25 protein-coding genes are annotated in these 22,760 nt (G+C 58.6%); 19 read left to right on the top strand and 6 right to left on the bottom strand.

Translation table 11 applies throughout. The annotated features are described in order from the left end of the window. Positions 1–377 precede the first annotated feature (377 nt). The 11 genes from YH3_RS33760 to YH3_RS33710 are packed head-to-tail and all read left to right on the top strand — an operon-like array spanning position 378 to position 8,120. On the top strand, positions 378–932 hold the full coding sequence (locus tag YH3_RS33760) for a hypothetical protein (protein WP_154100408.1): 555 nt from the start codon (positions 378–380) through the stop codon (positions 930–932). 56 nt (positions 933–988) lie between these two features. Then, entirely contained in the window at positions 989–1,936 is a 948-nt protein-coding gene (locus tag YH3_RS33755) for a transporter substrate-binding domain-containing protein (protein ID WP_064445063.1), read from the top strand. A 37-nt stretch (positions 1,937–1,973) separates the two neighbouring features. After that, complete coding sequence (locus tag YH3_RS33750; RefSeq protein ID WP_164490690.1) at positions 1,974–2,858, top strand: amino acid ABC transporter permease; 885 nt, start codon at positions 1,974–1,976, stop codon at positions 2,856–2,858. Between the two features lies 1 nt (position 2,859). Continuing rightward, positions 2,860–3,645, top strand: a complete 786-nt coding sequence (locus YH3_RS33745; RefSeq protein WP_274522712.1) for an amino acid ABC transporter ATP-binding protein — start codon at positions 2,860–2,862, stop codon at positions 3,643–3,645. Positions 3,646–3,692: 47 nt separating this feature from the next. Then, complete coding sequence (locus YH3_RS33740) at positions 3,693–4,904, top strand: acyl-CoA dehydrogenase family protein (protein ID WP_082920790.1); 1,212 nt, start codon at positions 3,693–3,695, stop codon at positions 4,902–4,904. 20 nt (positions 4,905–4,924) lie between these two features. Beyond that, positions 4,925–5,200 (top strand): TIGR04076 family protein, encoded by a 276-nt coding sequence (locus YH3_RS33735; protein WP_202970111.1) that lies wholly within the window; start codon positions 4,925–4,927, stop codon positions 5,198–5,200. Further along, positions 5,193–5,492, top strand: a complete 300-nt coding sequence (locus YH3_RS33730) for a TIGR04076 family protein (RefSeq protein WP_064445060.1) — start codon at positions 5,193–5,195, stop codon at positions 5,490–5,492. Before YH3_RS33735 ends, YH3_RS33730 begins: the two co-directional genes overlap by 8 nt. Continuing rightward, positions 5,476–6,492: an LLM class flavin-dependent oxidoreductase gene (locus tag YH3_RS33725; RefSeq protein ID WP_082920786.1), complete on the top strand. Its 1,017-nt coding sequence runs from the start codon at positions 5,476–5,478 to the stop codon at positions 6,490–6,492. Before YH3_RS33730 ends, YH3_RS33725 begins: the two co-directional genes overlap by 17 nt. A gap of 48 nt (positions 6,493–6,540) precedes the next feature. After that, positions 6,541–6,825 (top strand): putative quinol monooxygenase, encoded by a 285-nt coding sequence (locus tag YH3_RS37460; RefSeq protein ID WP_064445058.1) that lies wholly within the window; start codon positions 6,541–6,543, stop codon positions 6,823–6,825. Positions 6,826–6,827: 2 nt separating this feature from the next. Next, on the top strand, positions 6,828–7,580 hold the full coding sequence (locus YH3_RS33715) for an SDR family oxidoreductase (protein ID WP_064445057.1): 753 nt from the start codon (positions 6,828–6,830) through the stop codon (positions 7,578–7,580). Positions 7,581–7,613: 33 nt separating this feature from the next. Next, entirely contained in the window at positions 7,614–8,120 is a 507-nt protein-coding gene (locus YH3_RS33710; RefSeq protein ID WP_064445056.1) for a flavin reductase family protein, read from the top strand. Here YH3_RS33710 and YH3_RS33705 read toward each other — a convergent pair whose 3' ends face one another. From YH3_RS33705 to YH3_RS33690, 4 genes are all read right to left on the bottom strand, one after another. Then, positions 8,121–9,251 carry an alpha/beta hydrolase gene (locus tag YH3_RS33705; RefSeq protein WP_082920784.1) on the bottom strand — a complete coding sequence of 377 codons (1,131 nt, stop codon included), beginning with the start codon at positions 9,249–9,251 and terminating at the stop codon, positions 8,121–8,123. A 6-nt stretch (positions 9,252–9,257) separates the two neighbouring features. Next, positions 9,258–11,624: a bifunctional salicylyl-CoA 5-hydroxylase/oxidoreductase gene (locus YH3_RS33700; RefSeq protein WP_064445055.1), complete on the bottom strand. Its 2,367-nt coding sequence runs from the start codon at positions 11,622–11,624 to the stop codon at positions 9,258–9,260. 76 nt (positions 11,625–11,700) lie between these two features. Continuing rightward, a complete protein-coding gene (locus tag YH3_RS33695) occupies positions 11,701–12,096 on the bottom strand; it encodes a thioesterase family protein (protein ID WP_064445054.1) in 396 nt (131 codons plus the stop codon). Next, the gene (locus YH3_RS33690; protein ID WP_064445053.1) at positions 12,093–13,712 is read right to left on the bottom strand and encodes an AMP-binding protein; all 1,620 of its coding nucleotides are present in this window, start codon (positions 13,710–13,712) and stop codon (positions 12,093–12,095) included. The genes YH3_RS33695 and YH3_RS33690 overlap by 4 nt, the downstream gene beginning before the upstream one ends. A 132-nt stretch (positions 13,713–13,844) precedes the next feature. Here YH3_RS33690 and YH3_RS33685 point away from each other — a divergent pair, with 132 nt between their 5' ends. Beyond that, positions 13,845–14,723, top strand: a complete 879-nt coding sequence (locus tag YH3_RS33685) for a PaaX family transcriptional regulator C-terminal domain-containing protein (protein WP_082920783.1) — start codon at positions 13,845–13,847, stop codon at positions 14,721–14,723. Positions 14,724–14,748: 25 nt separating this feature from the next. On the opposite strand, the gene YH3_RS33680 is transcribed toward YH3_RS33685, so the two are convergent. Next, a complete protein-coding gene (locus YH3_RS33680) occupies positions 14,749–15,138 on the bottom strand; it encodes a RidA family protein (RefSeq protein ID WP_064445051.1) in 390 nt (129 codons plus the stop codon). 119 nt (positions 15,139–15,257) lie between these two features. On the opposite strand from YH3_RS33680, the gene YH3_RS33675 reads away from it, so the two are divergent. The 6 genes from YH3_RS33675 (at position 15,258) to fgd (ending at position 20,748) form a co-directional block, all read left to right on the top strand. Next, entirely contained in the window at positions 15,258–16,106 is an 849-nt protein-coding gene (locus tag YH3_RS33675; protein WP_064445050.1) for a fumarylacetoacetate hydrolase family protein, read from the top strand. After that, a complete protein-coding gene (locus tag YH3_RS33670; RefSeq protein ID WP_064445049.1) occupies positions 16,103–16,537 on the top strand; it encodes a cupin domain-containing protein in 435 nt (144 codons plus the stop codon). The genes YH3_RS33675 and YH3_RS33670 overlap by 4 nt, the downstream gene beginning before the upstream one ends. After that, entirely contained in the window at positions 16,534–17,406 is an 873-nt protein-coding gene (locus YH3_RS33665; RefSeq protein ID WP_082920782.1) for an acyl-CoA thioesterase II, read from the top strand. The genes YH3_RS33670 and YH3_RS33665 overlap by 4 nt, the downstream gene beginning before the upstream one ends. Before the next feature lie 159 nt (positions 17,407–17,565). Further along, on the top strand, positions 17,566–18,420 hold the full coding sequence (locus YH3_RS33660) for a tryptophan 2,3-dioxygenase (protein ID WP_064445048.1): 855 nt from the start codon (positions 17,566–17,568) through the stop codon (positions 18,418–18,420). Further along, the gene (locus YH3_RS33655) at positions 18,417–19,646 is read left to right on the top strand and encodes a kynureninase (protein WP_064445047.1); all 1,230 of its coding nucleotides are present in this window, start codon (positions 18,417–18,419) and stop codon (positions 19,644–19,646) included. The genes YH3_RS33660 and YH3_RS33655 overlap by 4 nt, the downstream gene beginning before the upstream one ends. An 88-nt stretch (positions 19,647–19,734) precedes the next feature. Next, positions 19,735–20,748: a glucose-6-phosphate dehydrogenase (coenzyme-F420) gene (fgd, locus tag YH3_RS33650; RefSeq protein WP_064445046.1), complete on the top strand. Its 1,014-nt coding sequence runs from the start codon at positions 19,735–19,737 to the stop codon at positions 20,746–20,748. Between the two features lie 115 nt (positions 20,749–20,863). Here fgd and ald read toward each other — a convergent pair whose 3' ends face one another. Beyond that, positions 20,864–21,964, bottom strand: a complete 1,101-nt coding sequence (ald, locus tag YH3_RS33645) for an alanine dehydrogenase (protein WP_064445045.1) — start codon at positions 21,962–21,964, stop codon at positions 20,864–20,866. A gap of 107 nt (positions 21,965–22,071) precedes the next feature. On the opposite strand from ald, the gene YH3_RS33640 reads away from it, so the two are divergent. Further along, positions 22,072–22,593 carry an Lrp/AsnC family transcriptional regulator gene (locus YH3_RS33640; RefSeq protein ID WP_064445044.1) on the top strand — a complete coding sequence of 174 codons (522 nt, stop codon included), beginning with the start codon at positions 22,072–22,074 and terminating at the stop codon, positions 22,591–22,593. Positions 22,594–22,760: the final 167 nt, after the last annotated feature.

The following is a 22,760-nucleotide window of genomic DNA, read 5'->3' as shown; positions in this document are numbered from 1 at the left end:
GTTCGGAGTTGGGCGCCGTCGTAAGTGAGCCGGTTTGCATCACTCTATATCTCGTTACAACAACGTAATATATCAATAATCTAACTGACGTCGTAGAAGTGACATACTATCGCAACAGTCGTCCACGAAAGGCTCGGTTCATGGGTCCCAATCTCGACGCGCAGTACAGATGTGATGTGCCAGGCGATGTGACAACGCCTTCCATGTGCTTGTCCGCTCCCGGCTGGATCGACGATCAGCGTGTTGCTCGTCGGTCCATGGCGGCGCTATTGGGATGCGCTGCGCGGGAAGTGATCGCGACTGACACAGACGTTGCCAATGCGACTCCAGTCATAAGTGAGTTCTACTGTGCTGTGCCTCCACGACGAGGCGTGCTGGTGGAGTGGACATCTCGTGAATCTGTCACGGATGCCGCCGGGACGGTTCTGCGATCCCATGGGTACGACGCTGCGCGATTCCTCGCACGCGTGCATCCGCGGTGTGGCGAGAATGCTCTGCGTTCCGATGACCTGGCGGACTTCCTGGTCCGGTACGGTCACGAGTACTCGACCGTCATTTTCGCTGTCGGACTTGATGTCTGCGCGGATCTGTCCGAGATATCCGAAATTGTCGCGATCTCTCACGGCGCTGGGTGTATGGTCGGCCTGGATCTCACGCAGGTGGTTGCAGTTGCGCCTTTGGCGTTGAGCGACTGGAATCCGGACTTCGCGTTGTGGCATACAGACCACGGACTCGGCTCATGTTCGTCGAACGAGATCGGCGTGTACGTCAACAAACGTCATCTGCCATCGGATTCCATCGAGAATCGGTGGTTGCACTCGACGCGACCACATTGGATACAGTCCGGATTTCGTGCACACCTCGAAAATATAGCGTCTACCGGCCTCGGTACTGCCGGAGCTGGACCAACTGGCGCACCTGAACTCGGTTAGCCCGGTTCGCCACGCTCCTATCTGCCAACGCAGCACTCCTCCTCGAAAGCGAAACCATGAATCAGAAGCAGTTTGTCGCGTCTATCGCGCTCGCCGCAGGACTCGTATTGACCGGATGCTCCTCCGAAGCCGCGCAACCCGATTCGGCTGGGCTAGAGGACGTCGCATTCGATCAGACACTGCACGACAGTCTGCCCCAACGGATTCGAGATGCGGGGACGATTTCGATCGGTTCGTTGTGGGAGACCCCGCCCTACATCGGTGTGGAAGCGTCGAACAGCAGCGTACCGATCGGCATCGTCCCGGACCTCGGCAGCGCCGTCGGCAAGATCCTCGGTGTGGACGTGGACTGGAAGAACCTTCAGTGGCCGGCCCAGCTCCCGGGGCTGCAGAGTGGAAATGTTGATGTGCTCTGGGGTCAGATCAGTGACGGCGCAGAGCGTGAAAGGTCGGTCGCCGATATCGTCGGGACGTTCCAGGATCCTATCGGCGTGCTGTTGCCGGCGGGAAATCCGAAGGAAATAACAAGACTCGCAGAAGCATGCGGAGCTCGGATCGCCGTTCCCCTCGGTGGACAACAACAAGCTGCCGTCGCTGCAAACAGTGAGAGTTCCTGTGCTGCGCAGGGTAAGCCGAAGATCGAAGCGGTCGAGTTCCCTTCTGCACAGGCAGCGCTCGTTGCACTCAGGGCCGGTTCGGTCGACGGCTGGATGGACAGCAGCGCGTCGTTGAACGCCTTTGTCGAGCAAACTTCAGGCGCTTTCATGACGGTGATCCTGCCGGCCGAGGAAGTGGATCCGTACATCGAAACCATAACCGGCGCTGCAGTGTCGAAGTCGAATCCGGAACTGTCGCAAGCACTGCTCGCAGCAATGCACAGTCTTGTCGAGTCAGGAAAATACCAGGAAGTTCTCGACGACTGGAATGCCGGCGTCTCAGCATTGCCGTTGGATCGCATGAAGATCAACCTGTATTCCGGCACACCTGCCGGGCAGACGCGGTGAGGTGACGATGACGACACGAACAAGTCAGGTGAGCGACATGAGTACTGACATCGGCGCAGGCAGTGTGTCCAGCACGGACCCCAGTGCCGGGCGTATGCCGCCGGTGCCCAACGAGGTCGTGCCAGTGCGCCACTACGGTCGAATGGGCGGTGCTGTCGTAGTCGGGGCACTGGCCCTGTGGGTGGTCTACGGTTTTGCGACGAATCCGAACATCAAGTGGTCCGTTGTGGGTGAATTTGTCTTCAACGCATCAATTCTGAAGGGGTTGCTCACAACACTGGAAATGACCGCATTAGCTATGGTCATCTCATTGTTCGGGGCCGTGGTCGTGGCAGTGATGCGATTGTCGCCGAGCAGAATAATCTCGGGAGTTGCTACCGCGTATGTCTTCGTCTTTCGCGGTGTACCCTTGATTCTCCTGCTCATTTTCCTCGGCAATCTCGGTCTGTTCGTCAAGTCGATCGTGATCGGCATTCCTTTCACCGATGTCGTCTTTGTCGACATGCCGTCGTCGGAACTGATCACGCCGTTCACTGCGTCGGTTCTCGGCCTGTCGCTGGCGGGATCGGCGTACATGGGCGAAGTTGTCCGAGGTGGCATGCTCGGTGTCGGGAAGGGGCAGCGTGAGGCCGCGAAGGCGCTCGGTGTCAGCCCGTTCAAGTCCACCAGGATGATCGTTCTCCCGCAGGCGATGAGGATCATCGTTCCGCCGCTGGGCAACGAATTGATCGGAATGCTCAAGTCCACTGCCATTGTGTCTGTGATCGCCGGAGGCGATATTCTGACTGTGGCACAGAGTATTTCGGGATCCAACTATCGCACCATCGAACTCTTGCTGGTTGCGGCTATCTGGTACTTCGCAGTTCTGGCGGTTGTGTCGGCCGTTCAGTATCTGCTCGAGAAGAGAATTGCGGAGCGTTGACATGGATCCAGTAATCGACATCGAATACCCGATGATCGGAATACGGAACGTCTCCAAGTTCTACGGCGACGTGCAGGTGCTTTTCGACGTCGACCTCGAGATAGCTGCCGGTCGGACGGTATGCATCGTCGGTCCTTCCGGTTCAGGGAAGAGCACATTGCTGCGATGTATGAATAATCTCGAGGAAGTGCAGTCCGGACAGATCCGCGTAGACGGTGAACTCGTCGGATATCGAGAAGTCAACGGAAAGCTCTACGAACTTCGCGAGCGCGAAGCGAGGCTCAAGCGGATGGGCATCGGAATGGTGTTCCAACACTTCAATCTCTTCCCACATTTGACCGCGGTAGAGAATACTTCGTTCGCCCCGATCCAGGTCAAGGGTGAGAAGCGTAGCGACGCAGAGTCTTACGCTTACGAACTGTTGGAGCGTGTTGGGCTTGCGGGCCGGGAGAAACTGTATCCGTCGCAACTATCCGGTGGACAGCAGCAGCGGGTGGCGATCGCGCGCGCCATGGCGATGCGTCCGAAAGTCATGTTGTTCGACGAACCGACGAGCGCGCTCGATCCCGAACTGGTCGGCGAAGTCCTCGCGGTGATGAAGGACCTGGCAGATTCCGGAATGACGATGGTTGTGGTGACTCACGAGATGGGATTCGCACGCGAGGCCGCCGACGAGGTTGTGTTCATGGACCGCGGCCGGATAGTGGAACAAGGCGCTCCCGAGCAGGTGCTCGGTCGGCCCGAAAATGAACGTACACAGGCTTTTCTGTCGGCGGTGCTGCGGTGAACGCGGCGCCGGGCTCGACGATGCATACGAACAAGGAGACCAAGACGATGAACAGTGATCTACTCGATGATATGCGGATCTCGGAACCGAGCTCTGCGCAGGCAGTGACAAGCAATGTCGCGGGTGTGATCGACGTGATTGCCGAGGAAGCCGCCGAGTCCGAGCGCCGTGGCAGGATCACCGATCGAACGGTGCGGGCGATGCGTTCTGCCGGAATGTTCCAGATGACCTTTCCCTCGCGAGTCGGAGGGTTGGAGATGACTCTCGAGGATCAAGTGCGCGTCGTGTCTGCCATTGCCCGAGTGGATGGTGGAAGTGCTTGGAATGTAGGTGTTCTGAACGCAACCGGTATCTACGCGGGAAGGCTCGGCGATGAGGGTTATGCCGATCTCTATCCTGATCGAGATCGGCCCACCAGCGGTGCATTTCATCCGAAGGGAGTGGCCGAGAAGGTCTCCGGAGGCTACATGGTTACGGGGAAATGGGATTGGGGAAGCGGAAGCTATGTGGCCGATCACATCATCGGGGGCGCGAATGTTGTTGCCAACGGTGAGCCGGTGTTGCGGCCGAGTGGCAAGCCGGCGGTCGTCGGACTGTGGCTGCCACGCGAGGCGATTGAACACGCGGACAACTGGCACACGATTGGGGTCCGAGGGTCGGGGAGCTCGTCGTACTCGATCGACAAGCCGGTATTCGTGCCGGAAAAATGGTCGTTCGATCGCGAAGCCCTCGCAGACCCGACTGCTGATCCGTTGAACAAACATGTCACGTTGGCATTCTTCGGTCTTACCGGAGTGGCAATCGGATTAGCCCAAGCAGCATTGGATCTCGCTGTGCAAGCGGTGCGCCGTAAGTCCGGAAAAGGCGCCATTGACCTCGTTTCCAAACGCGCAATCGGACAGGTGGCCGCCGACATCGACACGATGTACTCGAGCGTGCTGGATATCGCTCGCCGCTCTGACGACATCCTTTTCGGCACTACGCGCACGTTGACACCTCTCGAGGAGATGCGGTTGACCATATGCAACGTGACAGCGGGTGAGACACTTCGCCGGACCATCGACACGTGCGTAGACCTCTACGGTTCGGCGTTCGTCTTCGACGGCGACCCAATGCAGCGAGTGTTGCGTGACTCGACGGTTGCGCTGACCCATGCCGGTGCAAAGCGGAATCAATGGACCACCTTGGCCGAACTTGCCCTCGCGGATCCTGTCGGTTTGACACTGGCGGATTCCGAAGTGTTCGCCGGCGGACACTGATGCAACCAACCGTTCGAGTGATGGTCGATCGTGCCGACAACCCTCGGTGTGCACTCGCAGTGGGGGACTTCTTCGACGTTGTAGGTAGCACGATCGAGATGCCGCAGAATAAGCCGTTCTGCGCCTACGCCATCGCAGCAGTCATACCGGTGTTGTCTTCGCGGCTGAGTGACCTGCCCGAAGACGACTGGCTCGAACGCAAGCCGTGGATCTGCTGCCCCGACCCGGATGACGGAGTGGTCATGCGACTCGATCGGCTAGATCGAACAAAGTGTGGCGGAGAACTCGATGACTGAACGGCGAATCAGATGCACGGTCGAGAGAATGAACTACTCGGCGTGCGGACTCGAGATAGGTGACTATTTCGAGGTTGGTACCGACGGAGTCACGCTCCCTCCGGGAAAGAAGTTCTGTTACTTCGCTATTGCTGCCGCACTACCGATATTGAACGGACCGATCGGCTGCAACGACGTCGACGGGTGGCTGGACTCCGGACCGCGAGTGGCCTGTCCTGATCCCCCCGAGAACCTGATCATGCGCATGCACTCATACGACGCGAGAGGAACGGACCATGGAGCCTCGAAGTAGCACAACCTTCAGTGTACGAGCAGGTGGAGACCCTCGCCGGATGGCCGCGCTTGCCGTACATGCAGAGGCGATGGGGTTCGACCAGATCTGGACCGGAAACGACATCTTCGGTGAACCAGGCTTGATTGCGCTCACTGCCATGCTCTCGGCCACCGACTCCATCCGCGTCGGATCTGCGGTCATTGATCCGGTGTCCATTCACCCTGTTCAGATCGCTCAATTCTCTTCGGGTCTACAGACATTCTCGGACAATCGATTCCTTTTGGGCCTCGGTGCAGGATCTCAGGTGTTCTTCGACTGGGCGGGTATCGCACCCGCGGCCCCCGTCACTCGAACGCGTACTGCGCTGCGGGCCGTTCAAGCGCTTACCCGAGGCGAGAGCCCAGTAGGATTGGGCAAAGGATTCGAGGACTGGACTGATCAGGCAGTTCTACGCCAACCAGTCGAGGTTCCGATCTACATCGGAGCCATGGGTCCGAAAATGTTGACCATGACGGGGCGATACGCCGATGGGGCGCTGCCCTTGTGCCTTCCTCCGCGCCAGGTGTTCGATGCGCGCGACCAGATAATGGCAGGTGCCACCGCCGCCGGGCGAAATGGTGAAGAACTGGACATCGCAGCGTGCCTGTGGTGTTCGATCGATGACGAGGCCGATCGCGCGCGATGGATACTCGCCGAACATATTGCCCTGTACAGTGGTTCGCTCTCGACAGAGGTTTTGGAAAGGCATGGATTTGATCCGGAGGAGTTCGTCCACACGCAGAAACTGATGCTGGACGGAAACAAATCCGACGCGATCAAGACCGTACTCACATCATCGACGATGTTGGAACTCGGAATCGCCGGGGGCGTCGACGACGTGATCGATCAATGCGGTGAGCTGATGAATGCAGGAGTTCGGCACCTTTCTTTCGGTCCGCCGATGGGCGCCGACATTGCCCGTGCCATGACGCTTCTGGGCGAGAAGGCAATTCCGGTTCTTCGCCGCGAAATATCTTGAAATCAAGGATTGCTTTGTGTCATACATGAGATGGAAAGAGGCTGACGAATGACCGTTGTCGTTTCCGGTTCGATACGAATCGATCCCGCCAAGATAGATGAACTTGTTTATGCTGCAACAGAGTTCCAGGAAAAGTGCAGGTCCGAGAAAGGTTGTGTCGACTACACGCTTTCATGGGATGTGTCGGGTAATGGAGTGCTCCGACTGTACGAAGAATGGGACAGCGCCGAAGCATCTTCGGTGCACGGCACGCAACCGCATGTCGAGTTGTGGGCGTCGAGGGTCGCGGCAGCGGCACTTGAAGCCCCGCACTTCGCTCGTCACGACTTCTAATCGTGTCTGCACATGCACCCGTGTCGCCGGTCGCACTCGTCGCCGGTGCAACTGGACTGCTCGGGCGCCGGATTGTCGAGGTTTTTCAGGACGCGGGTATGCGGGTTGCCGTGCAGTATCGCGGGAACCGAGCAGTTGCAGATGAATTGGTGATGCGGAACCACACTTCAGTGTCTGTTCGATGCGAACTCACGGACCCGCGCTCTATAGACGAGATGTACACGACGATAGAGTCGAAGCTTGGTCCAGTCTCGATCGTGGTGAACACTGCGCATCCGAGCGGCCTCGATGTGGGGCCTGTGTCGATGGCTGATTCGAGTGTATTCGAGCATCACTTGGACGGGCTCCGGGCACACCACTTGATCTGTTCGCGTGCAATGCCCGGTATGCGAGCACAGAGGTGGGGTCGCATCGTTTACATTTCCGGGGCTTCGACTGCGCGTCCGGTGTCGGGCTTCGGCGCATTCGCAGTGGCCAAGTCTGCGGCCACAACGCTCACCAAATACATGGCAGTCGAAGAAGCAAGGCACGGCATCACGGCAAACGTGATTGCTCCCGGCCGCATCGAAGAGTCGGCGCAGATCTTGGACGAACGATTGACGGCCGAGGCACAGCGATTGCTTGCGCGGGCCGTCCTCGGAAGGCTTGACACCCCGGACGATATCGCCGCAATGGTCAAGGCGTTGGTAGACCCTGGCTTGGCGTCCTTGACAGGGCAGACGGTGTGGATGGCAGGCGGGGAGATCATCGGGTGACGCCGACCCACGGTACCGTAAATTCGTAGAGAGATGGACACGATGGATGTAGGTCTTGAGAGTGGTTTCGACACAGCAACCTTGCGGTCGGTGTTCGGTACCTTCCCCACCGGCGTTGTGGCCGTTGCGGCGCATGTCGATGGCGTTCCCACGGGTTTCGCCGCGAGCAGTTTCGTCTCGGTGTCGCTCGACCCGCCACTCGTCTCGTTCTGCGTACAGAACACGTCGGCGACTTGGACGCTGTTGAAGAATTGCAGGGCGCTCGGGATCAGTGTGTTAGGCGAAACTCACGAAGCGGTAGCCAGAGCGCTCGCGGGACGGGCAGAGAACAGGTTCACCGATCTGACCGTGTCGTCCGGACACGGTGGCCCAATCTTCGTAGACGGTGCCAGCGCATGGCTCGAAGTGTCGATCGAAGAGTTGATTCCGGCGGGAGACCACACCATCGCTCTGATGAGAGTCGATGGTGTGGCTTCGCACGATCAAGAGCCGATCGTATTTCACCGCAGCACATTTCGCAGTCTGAAGGGATCGAGCTAGTCAGAGCAAGCGAGAGTCGATCTCGGCTGCAACCCTTGCCCAGATTGCCGATGTGGGATCGATGATGTCGAAGTGCCCTCCGGGGCCTTCGACGTGCGTCGTTACATCGGTGGTTCCTTCGGCCGAGTCGGAGAAGCTACGACTGATCTCCAGCAGATCCGAGTCATCCGATACGCCGCACGCGATGAGGTGCGCACACCCGATCGGCAAGCGTGCAATAGGGGAGGAATCGTCGTATATCGCCGGATGCTCGGCGTATCTGCCACCTACCGCGGAAGACACGGCGCCCTCGCTGAGCCAGCGCTCGTCGGCTGTTCGCAAATCGAGCACTCCAGCGAGGGAAACAGTGAGGGCCGGCCGGACGGTATTCGAGCCGGAGTCTGCGGCAAGACGTAGCACAAGCTGCCCACCGGCAGAATGGCCTACTGTCACAATGCGATCGAGATCCAGATTCCATTCCTGATACACAGACTGCAGAGTCTGCAGCGACTGGGAAATATCCGATGTCATCGCGTACCAATTGTGCTCGTCCGGCCTGCGGTACTCCACGTTCCACGTGGCGTAGCCGCGCCTGGTCAAGTCGACGGCCAGGGCATCCATCAGGTCGTATTGCCATCGAGCCCGCCAGTATCCACCGTGCACCAACACGGCTACGGGAAACGGACCGGAGCCAGCCGGGATGCGCAGCACCGCGCACTGATCGGGATGGTCTCCGTACGAAATGTCGATGCCACGATGAAACTTATGATGATAGACGCTTTCGACAGCAAAGTGAATGCCGTCGATACCCCGGCCTCGAATATGGTGTCGCACACCGGGGGACCGATCAGGCGCGCATTCTCCGAAATCGACGCGCACCACGCCGTCGAATACACTCGCGTCGAACCGCTGTCCTACGCCGGGAACCACGATCAGATCGCCGGCGTAGGACAGTGCAGCGGCCGTCGTCTGAAGATCGTCGGTGACAACGAATCTTCCTGTGAGGTTGCGCGATTCGAGTGACTTCGTTGCCAGTTCCTCGATTGTTCCGCGATGACCGATGGCGTCGGCAGAGACGGCGATATTGATAGTCGTCGACGAGTCTCCGGGGGCACCATCGTGTTGCGTGTCTGGACGCGGTGAATCCTGCATGACTTATTACACCGACAAGGTGATTCGCGGTGACCACCGGGCATGCCGAGTGCCCGCTATGCCGTCCCGGACCAGGCTCAGCCGAGGCGGAGGGCCATCGGTACGCCCTGTGGGAGGTTTGCGGTTGCCCGCCGCGAACTGTGGTGGCCACACAGCGCCAGGGCCGACGTAACCTTGTTCCGCTGCGGCGTGGAGTGTCCACTGTGGGTTGTAGAGGTGGCTCCGTCCGATAGCGACAAGATCGGCGCGACCTGCGAGTAGGATTGAATTGACATCGTCATGGGACGAGATCGCACCGACTGCGATGACGGCCGTTCCAAACTTCGTTCCGATCTTGTTGCGTATACGGTCTGCGAACGGTGTCTGATAGCTACGTCCGTACTCCGGCGTCTCATTTTTGACGACCTGACCGGTGGATACGTTGATCAGGTCGACTCCGCGCTCGGCGAAGGCTGTCGCGATGGCGACTGCGTCGTCGATATCGTTGCCGCCGTCGGCCCAGTCGGTTGCGGAGATGCGAACGGAGATCGGGCGCTCCGCCGGCCAGACCCTGCGTACGGCGTCGAAGATGCGCAGTGGGAAGCGTAGACGGTTTGCTGCGGAACCTCCGAATTCGTCGGTCCGGGTGTTCGAGAGCGGAGAGAGGAAAGACGACAGTAAATAGCCGTGTGCGCAGTGCAATTCGAGCAGGTCGAACCCCGCGCGAGCCGCTGATTCTGCTGCTGCGACGAATGCTGCCTCGATAGTGTCAAGTTGATCGTGGTCGAGTTCTGTCGGCGTCTGATTGGCAGCGCTGTACGGGATGGGTGAGGCACTCACCACGTTCCAGTTGCCCTCATCCAGGGGCGAATCGATGCCGTCCCACATGAACTTGGTGGAACCCTTTCGGCCTGAATGTCCAAGCTGCACTCCGATTTTGGCGGCGGAGTGGGCGTGGACGAAGTCAACAATACGTGTCCATGATCGTTCTTGTTCGTCGGTGTACAGGCCTGTGCAGCCAGGCGTGATGCGACCGTTCTCGCTGACGCACACCATTTCGGTCATGACCACGGCCGGCCCGCCCATGGCTTTGGAACCAAGGTGGGCGAGGTGGAAATCGCCGGGAACGCCGTCGATGGCGGAGTACATGTCCATCGATGAGACCAGGATGCGATTGTTGAGTTCAAGTTCACCGAGTTTGAACGGCTGAAACATCGGCGGACAGGTCGAACCGTGTGAGCCGGCGAACCAGTCGTCGGCGGCAGCGACGAACTCTGGGTCGCGCAGCTTCAGGTTGTCGTAGGTGATTCGTCGGCTGCGCGTCATAATATTGAAGGCGAACTGGCGTGGCTCCTGGTCGACGTACTGTGCGATGTTCTCGAACCATTCGAGGCTGGCCTGGGCAGCACGTTGGACCGAGACTACGACGGGTTTCCGTTCTGATTCATATGCATCCAATGCGCTTGCCACAGAAGTGTTTTCGTGCAGGCAAGCGGCCAGCGCGAGTGCGTCTTCCATTGCAAGTTTGGTGCCCGAGCCGATGGAGAAATGTGCGGTATGCGCGGCGTCGCCGAGGATGACGACGTTTCCGTCGTGCCAGTGTTCGTTGCGGACGGTGGTGAAGTTGATCCACCGCGAATTGTTGGACAAGATCTGATGTTCGCCCAGCACGTCGGCAAACAGCTCGCGGATCATGTCGATGGACTTCTCGTCACTCTCTCCCGGTGCGAAGTCCTGTGCTGCGTACTCCGCGAATCCAGCCCTGTTCCAGACATCTTCGTGCATCTCGACGATGAAGGTGCTTCCGTCATCTCCGTAGGGGTATCCGTGGATCTGCATCACTCCGTGGGGTGTCTCGGCGATGTAGAACTTGAATGCTTCGAAGACCTTGTCGGTGCCGAGCCACATGTACTTGCTCTCGCGCCGGTCCAGCGAAGGGCGGAAGGTGCCTGCGTACCGGGTGCGTACGGCGGAGTTCAGACCGTCAGCGGCAAGGACCAGATCGTGGCTGCGACGCAGTTCGTCGACATCGGGCGCCGGCGTCGAGAAGTGCACGTCGACGCCGAGTTCGATTGCTCGTTCCTGAAGAATAGCCAGCAGCACTTTGCGTGACATCGCGGCGAAACCCTGGCCGCCTGCGGTATGTACCGTACCGCGGTAGTGGACGTCGATGTCGTCCCACCGAGCAAAGTATCGGGCCATTCGTTCGAAGATCACCGGATCCGCGTTTTCTATTGCTCCGAGGGTTTCGTCACTGAAGACGACGCCAAAGCCAAAGGTATCGTCGGCGGCATTGCGTTCCCACACGGTGACGTCGTGTGCCGGGTTCAGTTGTTTGACCAGTGCTGAGAAGTACAACCCTCCCGGTCCGCCACCCACTACTGCGATTCGCATTCTTCTCCTTGATGATTGGTATGACACACTTGCTCGATATTTCGACCACAGTTGACTGAACAACGGTGAATCGTGTTCACACGGCGAGCGCGGCTCGCACGCTTGCCGGCCAGGGAGTGGATGTCCCCGAGGACGTGCTCGTGTGCGCTACCGTCAACGTCCCGTCGGCTACTGGACCGGTTTGGCTAATTACCTCGAATCGATATGTGAGCGAACTTGTGCCCATTCGTTCGACGGTCAAGGTAGTGGTGACGACATCGCCGAACCACACTCGCCCGCGATACGTAGCGGAGTAGGCGACCGGTGGTATCACTCCGAAGAGATCTGCGTGGTTGATCGAGCGTAGAAGTATAGCCTCGGCAGCTTCGACCCAGCGGATGACAGTCGAATGATGGTAGTGGCCGGCTGCGTCGGTATCGGACCATTCGACACGTGAATTCACTGTGGCTGCAGAGGGTTTGTGACTGTTCATGAAAGAACCCTGACGTGTTCGTGCAGCCGGAATCGCTGGATCTTTCCGCTGTCTGTGCGCGGCAACGCCTGCTCGAAGGTGATGCTGCGCGGGTACTTGTACGGCGCCGCAATCGACTTCACGAAGTTTTGAATCTCGACCTTCAACGCATCGTCTCCGATGATCCCTGGTGCAAGCACGATCGCCGCGTGCACGATCATGCCGCGGGCCTCGTTCGGGATTCCGATCACGGCAGATTCGACAACGGCCGGATGCTGGTCGATCGCGAACTCGACCTCGGGTGCGGCAATGTTGTATCCCGAGCTGACGATCATGTCGTCACTGCGAGCCTGATACCAGAAGTATCCGTCGGCATCGTGTACGAACGTATCTCCCGTGATGTTCCAGCCGTCGCGAACGTACACGCTCTGTCGATCATCGGCTAGATAGCGGCAACCGGTTGGACCCTTGACTGCGAGAAATCCCGCCGTGCCGGCTGGAACCGGATTGCCCGCAGCATCTTGAACGCGAGCTTCGAAGCCTGGCACTGCTTTCCCCGTTGCCCCGGGGCGGATATCGTCATCGGATGCTGCGATGAAAACGTGCAGCATCTCGGTAGCGCCGATACCGTCGATCAGTTTCAGTCCGGTGCGCTCGTGAAATTGTTGCCACACCACTTCAGGAAGGTGTTCACCTGCAGATACGCAGCGGCGGAGGGTTGCCAAATCGGCTTCTGCTCCTGCCGACATGATCGCCCGATATGCAGTCGGTGCGGTGAACAGCACACTGACGTTGTGCCTGCGGACCATCGCGGCAAGCTCTTCGGGAGAGGCTTTTTCGATCAACAAGGTGGCGGCGCCGACACGCAGTGGAAATATCACGAGCCCGCCCAGCCCGAACGTGAATGCCAGTGGCGGGGTACCGGTGAAGATGTCGTCAGGTGTCGGTTTCAGCACGTGGAGGGAGAACGTGTCGGCGTTGGCCAGTACGTCTCGGTGAAAGTGCATGGTCGCTTTGGGAATTCCGGTGGTTCCGGATGTCGGTGCGAGCAGGACTACGTCGTCAGCTGCGGTGTCGACGTTCGTGAACTCTTCCGACTTGGAGGCACTCACCATCTGAAGGTCGGTAGGTGAAGTAGATCCGAAAGTCAGGACGTGCGCCGTGCCAGCGATATCGACGAGTTCATCGCTGAATCGGTGATCGCACAGCACGAGTGAGGGTTTGGTAATTTCTACGATCTTGGCGACCTCTGGTGCTCGGAGCATCGGCATCGTAGTGACGACTACTCCGCCGGCTTTGACCACGGCGAACCAGCAGGCCACGAGCCAGGGGTTGTTGGGACCTCGGAGGAGTACTCGTTGACCGGGTACGAGCCCGTAGTCTTCGGCCAGTACGCGGGCAATCTGGTTGGCGCGACTAAGCAGTTCACCGTACGTCCATGTTTCGGATGCGGTCAGCAGGCACGGTTTGCCCGGTCCGACGATCGCGACCATGTCGTCGAGAAGTGCCGTGGCGCAGTTGAGGCGTTCGCTGTACTGGAGGGATGGGAGTTCGAAGCGGAACTCAGGCCAGCTGTGTTCCGGTGGCAGATTGTCCCGGCAGTAAGTGTCGACGTGGGCCGACGGTGACAGAGGCATGTTCGACCTTTCGAAGGTGATGCTCGATAAAAGCAGTATGCATAGTTTGTGACGCCGAGTCGATAGGCGACATAAATAATTAACGCGATAGTTGCATGGCACCGTGCGGGAGCGGCTCTATACGGTGTGTGTATGTCGAGTGGGGAAGTGCGTTCAGGGCAGCGTCACAACGAGGTGCTGGAGAGTGGTGGTGTCGCGGCGGCATCGGAGATTCAACCGCGGCAACTGATCGTCACGATCTTCGGCTTGTATGCACGCGGGGAAAGCAACTGGTTGTCGGTCGCAGCAGTGGTGAAGTTGATGGCAGACCTGGGTGTCGAAGGCCCCGCTGTTCGATCCTCGATATCACGACTCAAGAGGCGTGACGTGTTGATCAGCAGTCGATTTGAGGGCTCGGCCGGGTACTCATTGTCGCAGCACAGCCTGAATGTCGTCAACGAAGGTGACGCTCGAATCTTCGATCGTCGACGCGCAACGGTGGACGATGGTTGGTTGTTGGTGGTGTTTTCGGTGCCGGAATCGGAGAGGGAGAAGCGGCACGCGCTGCGGACTGCGCTGACGGCACTGGGATTTGGAACCGCAGCGCCAGGAGTATGGATCGCGCCGGGAAACATCGAGCGTGAAACACGCGACATGCTCGACAGGCGAGGTCTGTCGTCGTATGTCGACATTTTCCGGTCCGAGCATGTGGCCTTCGGGGACCTGCGATCAAAAGTCAGGGCGTGGTGGAGTCTGGATGAACTGTCCGAACTCTACGGCGATTTCGTTCGCCGCTACCGTAGTGTGGTGACTCTACTGGACGAGGGCAGAGTCTCGTCTACCGTCGCGTTCGAGCATTACGTACCGATGTTGACGGCTTGGCGGAGGCTGCCCTACCTTGATCCGGGGTTGCCGCTGTCTTTACTTCCGCAGGGGTGGACCGGCATGACTGCCGAAGAGCTGTTCGCCGAGCTGAACCGAAGTTTGAGCGGTCCCGCCCGCGAACATGCACTTTCGGTCATTCATAGCTGAACGGCAGGTTTATCGTCACCGGATGTCATACGTGTGCGACAGCTTGGATTTCGATCAGGGCTTCCCGCTGCCATAGTGAGGTGACGCCGATTCCTGCCATGGCGGGATACTCGGTACCTGCCAATTCGCGCCAGATGGCGCCAATTTCGCGACCGTGTGCCTGGTACTCCGGGATGTCGAGCAGGTAAATGGTGACGTCCACCAGATCGGCGGGCTGCCCGCCTGCAGCATCGAGTGCGGTCAGCACGTTGGTCATAGCCTGCCGAAATTGTTCGACGATGCCACCCTCGACGATCTTCCCCGAGTGGTCCAGTGCGGTTTGTCCCGCCAGGTATACGGCATTGCCCGCTCGCACCGCATGGGAGAAACCGGACGCCTTGCCCAGAGTGGATGGATTGATTCGCTCGATAGTCACGCGTATCTGGTCCTTTCGTTGTGGTATCCGCTGACACGTCAAAGATATGCTGTTACATTCATGATCGTAATTGAAGCGACATACTTTTGCGTCACAACTGAGGAAAGGACGTCGATTCCGTGAGATTTTCGACAATTCGCACAAACGACGGTGGCACCAGTGCAGCAGTGTGGCGCTGCGATTCCTGGGAGTTGGTGGATACGACCGACGTGGGCGAGTTGTTAGCTTCTGATCGGATGGACGAGGTACTGGCGAACCCCGTCGGCGAACTGAGTGAAGACGTCGTGAGCTTTGCGCCATTGGTCCTTTCGTCCGGAAAAATTATCTGCTGCGGACATAATTACCGTGCACACATCGCCGAAATGGGCCGCGAGGCACCGCAATTCCCGACTTTGTTCGCCAAATTCGCCGATACCCTCGTCGGCGCACAGGACAGCATCGATCTTCATCCCTCAGTGTCGAAGCTGGACTGGGAAGCGGAACTCGCGGTCATTGTCGGATCGACACTCCGTGATGCGAATCGTAACGAGGCGCTCGCCGGTATCGCCGGGTACACAGTCGCCAACGACATCTCGGCCCGTGACTGGCAAAACAGAACTCCACAGTGGTTGCAGGGCAAGGCTTTCGATTCCACCACACCGCTCGGTCCAATGCTGGTGACCCCGGACGAATTCGACCCTCGATCAGGAGCGCCGATCACCTGCTCGGTGAACGGAGAAATGCAGCAGCGCGGTTCGACCGACGACCTGGTATTCGACCCGGCCGACCTGCTTTCCTACATCAGCATGTTCACCACCTTGCGCCCCGGCGACGTGGTCTTGACAGGAACGCCGAGCGGAGTCGGTGCTGCCGCATCACCACCTCGGTTCCTGCAGGTGGGAGACGTCGTCGAGACAACGATCGAGGGAATCGGCATGCTGCACAACACTATCGAACAGCGAACAGCGCGAGAAAGGAATATGACATGACAACAGCGACCGGTAGGGCAGTTCCGGTGGTAACCCGCAAAGGGAACGAAGCGGCCGACACCGGCCAATCCGGCGGTGCGGTCCGAGTTTCCGGAGTGAGTGTCGAACACAGTCCGGCAACCAAGATCTGGTTCGGCAAGGTCACCAACGAGCCCGGATACCGCTCGCTGCCACACCATCACGGCGAAGCCGAAACTGGCGGCTACGTCCTGACCGGCATTGCACGTATCTACTTCGGCAAGGACTTCTCGGAATATGTCGACATGTCCGAGGGCGACTTCGTGTTCGTGCCGCCCTGGATGCCTCATGTCGAGGTGAATATGAGCACCACCGAGGAATTGGTGTGGCTCACGGCAAGAACTCCGGACAACATCGTTGTCAATCTTCCCGACGTGGACGATTCAACACTGGAAGGGTATACACACAGATGACCGCAGCGCAGAGCAGCGCCGAGCTGCTGAAGTCCCTTTCCCTCGACACTCGCGGTACAGACGTATTCACCGGTCGACACCAGGTGATTCCATCCGAACGTGCGTACGGAGGGGAAATTGTCTCCCAGGCGGTTACCGCCTGTATGAAGACTGTCGACGCCGACAGGTCGATTCATTCCTTTCACGGTTACTTCCTTCGGCCAGGAGACGTCCACGCCGAGACCGTGTGGTCGGTGGACCGTGTTCGCGACGGCCGCGGATTCTCGGCACGTGCCGTGAGCGGTGTGCAGAACGGCAAGGTCGTCTTCAACGGCCAGTCGTCATTTCACGTACCTACGGCAGGCGTCAGCCATCACGATGTGATGCCGGCCGATCTTCCACGGCCCGAGGATCTTCCGACGGCGGCAGACGTTCTCGGGGATTCAACGGTCCGAGACGCCAGCTACTGGGCGAATGATCGGAACTTCGACATTCGACACTCTCCGTCGCCGGTCTACGTGAACGCAAATGGTGAGCGGACCCGTCGACAAGTGGTGTGGCTCAAGGCATATGACCGACTGCCCGACGATCCGGATCTGCACCGAGCTGCTTTGGCGTATCTGTGTGACTACACACTTCTCGAACCAGTTTTGCGTAACAACGGAGTCGCGTGGGCTGACGACGGTGTAATGACAGCAAGTCTCGACCATGCGATGTGGTGGCACTCCGACGGTCGGGTCGACGAATGGATCGCACTCGTGCAGGAATCGCCTGCAGCCTCACGTGGCCTCGGACTGGCCCACGGAAAGATCTATTCGCGCACAGGAGACTTGCTGGCCAGCGTGATGCAAGAAGGGTCTGGTCAGCTTGCCCGCGACGTGACGGGCTGACGACTTCCCAGTGTCACTACTCGACGAACAGCGACGCGCAACGCACAGCGCGTCGCTGTATATCGTTTCTGTGGCGGTCGCACGGAATATGAAATATGATGAGCGTCAGTACGGTGATTTCACAGGTTTCAGCATCAGCCCTCCACATCAAGGAACATCATGAGTGTCGAAGCGAATATGCGGGCGATCGAAAAGAACATCGTCACCGATTTCAGTAAGCGGATGAGTTACGGGTCCTACCTCGATCTGGACACTCTGCTCAGCGCGCAGAATCCGGTCAGTACTCCCGAGCATCACGACGAGTTGCTTTTCATCATCCAGCATCAAACAACGGAGCTGTGGCTGAAGCTGGTCCTGCACGAAATGTTGGCTGCACGCGGGGCGTTCGACGCCGACGATATCGGTGCCGCACTTAAATGCGTTGCACGCGTCAAGCACATTCAGAAGACGCTCACCGAGCAATGGTCAGTGCTGGCGACGCTCACGCCCACGGAGTATTCACAGTTCCGTGAGTTCCTCGGCAATTCGTCAGGATTTCAGTCGTACCAGTATCGTGCAGTGGAGTTTGCACTCGGAAACAAGAATTCAGGAATGCTGGCTGTATTCGAGTCCGATCCTACTGCCCACGAACTCCTTTCAGGGCTACTGGGGGAGCCGAGCTTGTACGACGCGTTCTGGCGGTGCCTAGCCCGTCGTGGGTTCGACGTCCCGGAGTCGGCACTGGAGAGAAATGTCAGTGAGGCGTATACGTTCAATGCCGACTTGATGCCGCTCGTCAAGTTCGTCTACGAAAACAACACCGAGCACTGGTCGGTGTACGAGGCATTCGAAGAGTTCGTCGACCTCGAAGAGAACTTTCAGCTCTGGCGATTCCGACACATGCGCACTGTATTGCGCACAATCGGGATGAAATCCGGCACCGGAGGATCGAGCGGCGTCGGATTTCTGCAGAAGGCGCTCGAACTTTCCTTCTTCCCCGAATTATTCGCTGTCAGAACGGAGATCGGCCGATGATCACATCCACATCCTTCGAGGCACGGGCCGGTGCACTCGATGCCGTCGATACGCTCAGAGGGTACCGAGATTTGTTCGTAGGATCGGACGATCCCACAATCCGCGCCTACCTTGACGGCAACTCGCTGGGACGGCCCACAAAAGCGAGCGCAGAGCGCATTTCGACCTTCGTCACGCAGAGTTGGGGAGGTCGCCTGATTCGAGGCTGGGACGAAGGGTGGTACGAACTACCGGTAACCCTGGGAAATGCGCTGGGTGCGACGGTACTGGGAGCCGCCGCTGGTCAAACCACTATCGGCGACTCCACCACAGTTCTTTTATACAAGTTGGCCAGGGGCGCAATCGCTCTGCGACCTGGGAGAACGGAAATTGTTGTCGACCGCGACAACTTTCCCACTGATCGCTATCTGCTCGAGTCCATTGCGGTCGAACTCGGCATGACGCTGCGGTGGATCGAGTCCGACGCTCGAAGTGGTGTAACCGCTGAGAAGCTTGCTGCGGTGGTATCGAACAAGACTGCTCTCGTCGTGCTCAGCCATGTTGCGTACAGGTCGGGTTTCTTGCTCGACGCTGCGCATCTCGCGCGCATCTCGCGCTCGGCCGGCGCAATGTTGCTTCTCGATCTGTGCCACACCGTGGGAACCGTTCCGATCGAATTAGATTCGTGGGGAGTAGATCTCGCGGTCGGATGTACCTACAAATACCTGAACGGTGGACCCGGGTCTCCGGCTTTCGCCTACGTCCGTTCCGATTTGCATAGTGAATTCGAGCAGCCGATCTGGGGGTGGATGGGCCGCAAGGATGCTTTCGAGATGGAACAAGGCTATGTACCCGCTGACGGTATTCGGAGAGTTATCAGTGGAACACCGCCCATTCTGGGAATGCTTGCGATGCAAGACATGCTGGGACTTATCGACGAAGTCGGGATAGAGGCGATTCGTGCGAAGTCGATCGCATTGACGGAGTTCGCACTCGAACTTGTTCGCGACTTGCTGGTTCCGCTCGGCGTCGAGATCGCCAGCCCGGAGGATTCGCGTTGGCGCGGTGGACATATCACGATCGATCATTCGGACTTCAAGGCTATAACGGCACAGTTGTGGGAGCAGGGTGTCATTCCTGACTTCCGTACGCCGAACGGTATTCGGTTGGGTCTCAGTCCCCTCAGTACGAGTTTTGCCGAGGTCTATGTCGGGGTGCTCGCGATCCGCGACGCCCTTGCCGAATAACCAAGTCGCGCAAGGGCGTCGCGATTCATTGGGGTGGCAGTGACGCGCTGCCACACGAAGGCTATATGGGAAAGGCAGCAACAACTCCATGGCGCAGACATTGACGCTTGGTTACAAAGCATCGGCGGAGCAGTTCACGCCTCGGGACCTCGTCGAACTCGGTGTTCTTGCCGAACAGTGTGGGATGGACTCGGCAACGGTCAGTGACCACTTTCAGCCATGGCGTCATCAGGGGGGACACGCTCCGTTCTCCCTCGCTTGGATGACCGCTGTCGGTGAACGCACGAGGACCATTCAATTAGGCACATCCGTTCTGACTCCAACCTTCCGCTACAACCCAGCGGTGGTCGCGCAAGCATTTGCAACGATGGCATGCCTCTATCCGGGACGGATTATGCTCGGCGTGGGTTCCGGAGAGGCACTCAACGAGATCGCCACCGGTTACACCGGCGAATGGCCACAGTTCTCGGAGCGTTATGCCCGCTTGCGCGAGTCGGTTCGGTTGATGCGTGAGCTCTGGCTTGGCGGCCGTGTGGACTTTAACGGTGACTATTACACGACCAAAGGCGCTTCTATGTACGACGTTCCGGGCGAGGGTATCCCAATTTACATCGCGGCCGGTGGTCCAGTCGTCGCCCGATATGCAGGTCGTGCAGGAGATGGATTCATCTGTACTTCGGGGAAGGGAATGGACCTTTACAGCGACAAGCTCTTGCCTGCAGTTGAGGAAGGCGCGCGTACCAGTGGCCGCGACGCTGCTGCAATCGACAAAATGATCGAGATCAAGATTTCGTACGATACCGACCCTGATCAAGCATTGGAGAACTGCCGTTTCTGGGCCCCGCTTTCGCTGACTGCCGAGCAGAAGCATTCCATCGAGGATCCCGTCGAGATGGAACGGGCAGCTGACGAGCTCCCGATCGAGCAGGTTGCCAAGCGGTGGATTGTCGCCTCCGACCCCGATGACGCTGTCGAGAAGGTGAAGGAGTACATCGACGTCGGTTTTAACCATCTGGTCTTCCATGCGCCCGGTCACGACCAGCAGCGGTTTCTCGAACTATTCGAGCGCGATCTTGCGCCGAGACTTCGCCGGATCGGTTAGTCCCTGTCTTGAGAATTGTCGGCACAGAGGGCTATTGGTGTTCATGTCGCTACCGAAATTCTCGCATTGCTGGTGGGCTCGACGATCTCGTCGAGCCCACCAGCAATGCATTCGGTCAAAAAGCGGTCGAGGCGTATCCGTGCGCCGCTGCAACGCTCTCGGAGAACAACTCTCCGTTGTGGGTACTCAAGCCCGAAGCGAATCCAGGAACCGACGTGACGGCCTCCCGCCACCCATGGTCCGCGAGGGCGACGACATAGGGAAGTGTTGCGTTTGTGAGGGCATAGGTCGACGTCCGCGGCACCGCACCAGGCATGTTGGCGACACAGTAAAATAGAGAATCGTGGACTTGGTACGTCGGATCGGCGTGTGTCGTCGGGTGTGAATCCGCGAAGCACCCGCCCTGATCGATTGCGATGTCCACGAGGACCGAACCTGGTTTCATGCGGGCTACCAGCGAGTTGGAGACGAGTGTTGGTGCCTTGGCTCCCGGGATCAGAACGGCGCCGATGACCAGATCGGCATCGAGGACGGCCGCCTCGAGTTCCAGGCTGTTGGAAATGACGGTCTTTACCTGGCCGCGGTACAGATCGTCGATTTCGCGCAGTCGAGCGATCGAAAGATCGAGGACGGTGACATCGGCCTGCATTCCGTGCGCCACCGCGATCGCGTTCTTGCCCGAAACGCCAGCGCCGATCACGACAACCTTGGCAGGTCGGACTCCCGGGACGCCACCCATCAGCACTCCGCGTCCACCGCCGTGGCGCATCAGGTGATAGGCGCCGGCCTGAGGGGCAAGCCTGCCAGCCACTTCGCTCATCGGGGCAAGAAGTGGCAGGGAACCATCTGCGCCGACTACGGTCTCGTACGCGATGGATGTCGTCTTCGAGTTGAGCAGTGCATCAGTACATTCCCTGGATGCCGCCAGATGAAGGTAGGTGAAGATGACCTGGTTAGGGCGCAGGTGCGAATACTCCTCTGCAATAGGTTCTTTGACCTTGAGTAACAAGTCTGCTTCGGTCCAGATTTGAGTTGCGGAGTCGAGAATCTGGGCACCGGAGGCCTTGAAGTCCTCGTCGGTAAACGAGGAACCGGTACCCGCGCCGGTTTCGATGACGACGTCGTGCCCGCGGCTGACCAGTTCGTGCACGCCTGCGGGGCTGATGGCAACCCGGTACTCGTGGTTCTTGATTTCGCGGGGTATTCCGACCTTCATGAGTATCTCCAAACGGGTCTGTTCTATATTCGATGTTCTCGCTCCAATGATGAAGTTTGTCCGGCATATTCGCTTGCTCAGTGAACATAATTCTTAAGGACCTGTCGATGGATCGTGAAAATTCTCCAAAGAGTCGTCAAGTGGCTGCTTCGCTGAAGAATGTTCGGCCACCCTTTCGTTTGGATTCCGTGGATCGTGTTCTTCTCGAACAACTTTCGATCAATGCACGGATTCCCAACAATGCCCTGGCGGCAATAGCGGGAATTGCACCGTCCACCTGCCTCGGCCGAGTTCGGACCCTGATCGAGTCCGGCGTGATTCGTGGGTTCCATGCCGACATCGATCCTGCCGCGCTTGGTAAGGATCTCCAGGCGATGATCGCCGTGCGCCTGCTGTCTGAAGCACGCTCGGGACTGGCCGAACTCGGCGAAGACTTCGCTGGTCTCGATGCGGTCCTCAACGTCTATTTCGTTGCCGGCGTTGACGACTACTTGATCCATGTCGCGACCGCGGGATCAGCGGAATTGCGGGACTTCGTAGTCGAAAACCTCAGTGCCCACCCAGCTGTCGCGGCTACAGAAACGATTCTGATCTTCGAACACGTCCGCCCGCTTGGAGGCTCGGTATAGAGAGGGCAGCCGCAAACGATCGCTGCAACGCATCCGCCGATTCTGAGGGAGCGCTGTTGCCAACGTCTCGTTGTCAGGAAAGGGCGAGGCCGCGTCTCGACACGCTGCTCCGCAGAGTTTGCCGACCGCCTCGCGTACCAGAGGTAGGAGAAGTTGCTGATCATGGT

The sequence above is a fragment of the Rhodococcus sp. YH3-3 genome (assembly GCF_001653035.1).
In the GTDB taxonomy this organism is placed as follows: Bacteria; Actinomycetota; Actinomycetes; order Mycobacteriales; family Mycobacteriaceae; genus Rhodococcus_F; species Rhodococcus_F qingshengii.
The sequence above is the reverse complement of the archived record's forward strand: the minus strand, read 5'-3'. Positions and strand labels throughout refer to the sequence as shown.

Excerpts from the sequence above, each read along its gene's own strand:
- YH3_RS33705 (WP_082920784.1), bottom strand. The coding sequence starts at position 9,251 with ATGCAGGATTCACCGCGTCCAGACACGCAACACGATGGTGCCCCCGGA.
- YH3_RS33700 (WP_064445055.1), bottom strand. The coding sequence starts at position 11,624 with ATGCGAATCGCAGTAGTGGGTGGCGGACCGGGAGGGTTGTACTTCTCA.
- YH3_RS33655 (WP_064445047.1), top strand. The coding sequence starts at position 18,417 with ATGATCACATCCACATCCTTCGAGGCACGGGCCGGTGCACTCGATGCC.
- YH3_RS33725 (WP_082920786.1), top strand. The coding sequence starts at position 5,476 with ATGGAGCCTCGAAGTAGCACAACCTTCAGTGTACGAGCAGGTGGAGAC.
- YH3_RS33750 (WP_164490690.1), top strand. The coding sequence starts at position 1,974 with ATGAGTACTGACATCGGCGCAGGCAGTGTGTCCAGCACGGACCCCAGT.
- YH3_RS33740 (WP_082920790.1), top strand. The coding sequence starts at position 3,693 with ATGAACAGTGATCTACTCGATGATATGCGGATCTCGGAACCGAGCTCT.
- YH3_RS33730 (WP_064445060.1), top strand. The coding sequence starts at position 5,193 with ATGACTGAACGGCGAATCAGATGCACGGTCGAGAGAATGAACTACTCG.
- YH3_RS33735 (WP_202970111.1), top strand. The coding sequence starts at position 4,925 with ATGGTCGATCGTGCCGACAACCCTCGGTGTGCACTCGCAGTGGGGGAC.
- YH3_RS33640 (WP_064445044.1), top strand. The coding sequence starts at position 22,072 with ATGGATCGTGAAAATTCTCCAAAGAGTCGTCAAGTGGCTGCTTCGCTG.
- YH3_RS33755 (WP_064445063.1), top strand. The coding sequence starts at position 989 with ATGAATCAGAAGCAGTTTGTCGCGTCTATCGCGCTCGCCGCAGGACTC.
- YH3_RS33685 (WP_082920783.1), top strand. The coding sequence starts at position 13,845 with ATGTCGAGTGGGGAAGTGCGTTCAGGGCAGCGTCACAACGAGGTGCTG.
- YH3_RS33690 (WP_064445053.1), bottom strand. The coding sequence starts at position 13,712 with ATGCCTCTGTCACCGTCGGCCCACGTCGACACTTACTGCCGGGACAAT.
- YH3_RS33665 (WP_082920782.1), top strand. The coding sequence starts at position 16,534 with ATGACCGCAGCGCAGAGCAGCGCCGAGCTGCTGAAGTCCCTTTCCCTC.
- YH3_RS33710 (WP_064445056.1), top strand. The coding sequence starts at position 7,614 with ATGGACACGATGGATGTAGGTCTTGAGAGTGGTTTCGACACAGCAACC.
- ald (WP_064445045.1), bottom strand. The coding sequence starts at position 21,964 with ATGAAGGTCGGAATACCCCGCGAAATCAAGAACCACGAGTACCGGGTT.
- YH3_RS33745 (WP_274522712.1), top strand. The coding sequence starts at position 2,860 with ATGGATCCAGTAATCGACATCGAATACCCGATGATCGGAATACGGAAC.
- YH3_RS33660 (WP_064445048.1), top strand. The coding sequence starts at position 17,566 with ATGAGTGTCGAAGCGAATATGCGGGCGATCGAAAAGAACATCGTCACC.
- fgd (WP_064445046.1), top strand. The coding sequence starts at position 19,735 with ATGGCGCAGACATTGACGCTTGGTTACAAAGCATCGGCGGAGCAGTTC.
- YH3_RS37460 (WP_064445058.1), top strand. The coding sequence starts at position 6,541 with ATGACCGTTGTCGTTTCCGGTTCGATACGAATCGATCCCGCCAAGATA.
- YH3_RS33670 (WP_064445049.1), top strand. The coding sequence starts at position 16,103 with ATGACAACAGCGACCGGTAGGGCAGTTCCGGTGGTAACCCGCAAAGGG.
- YH3_RS33695 (WP_064445054.1), bottom strand. The coding sequence starts at position 12,096 with ATGAACAGTCACAAACCCTCTGCAGCCACAGTGAATTCACGTGTCGAA.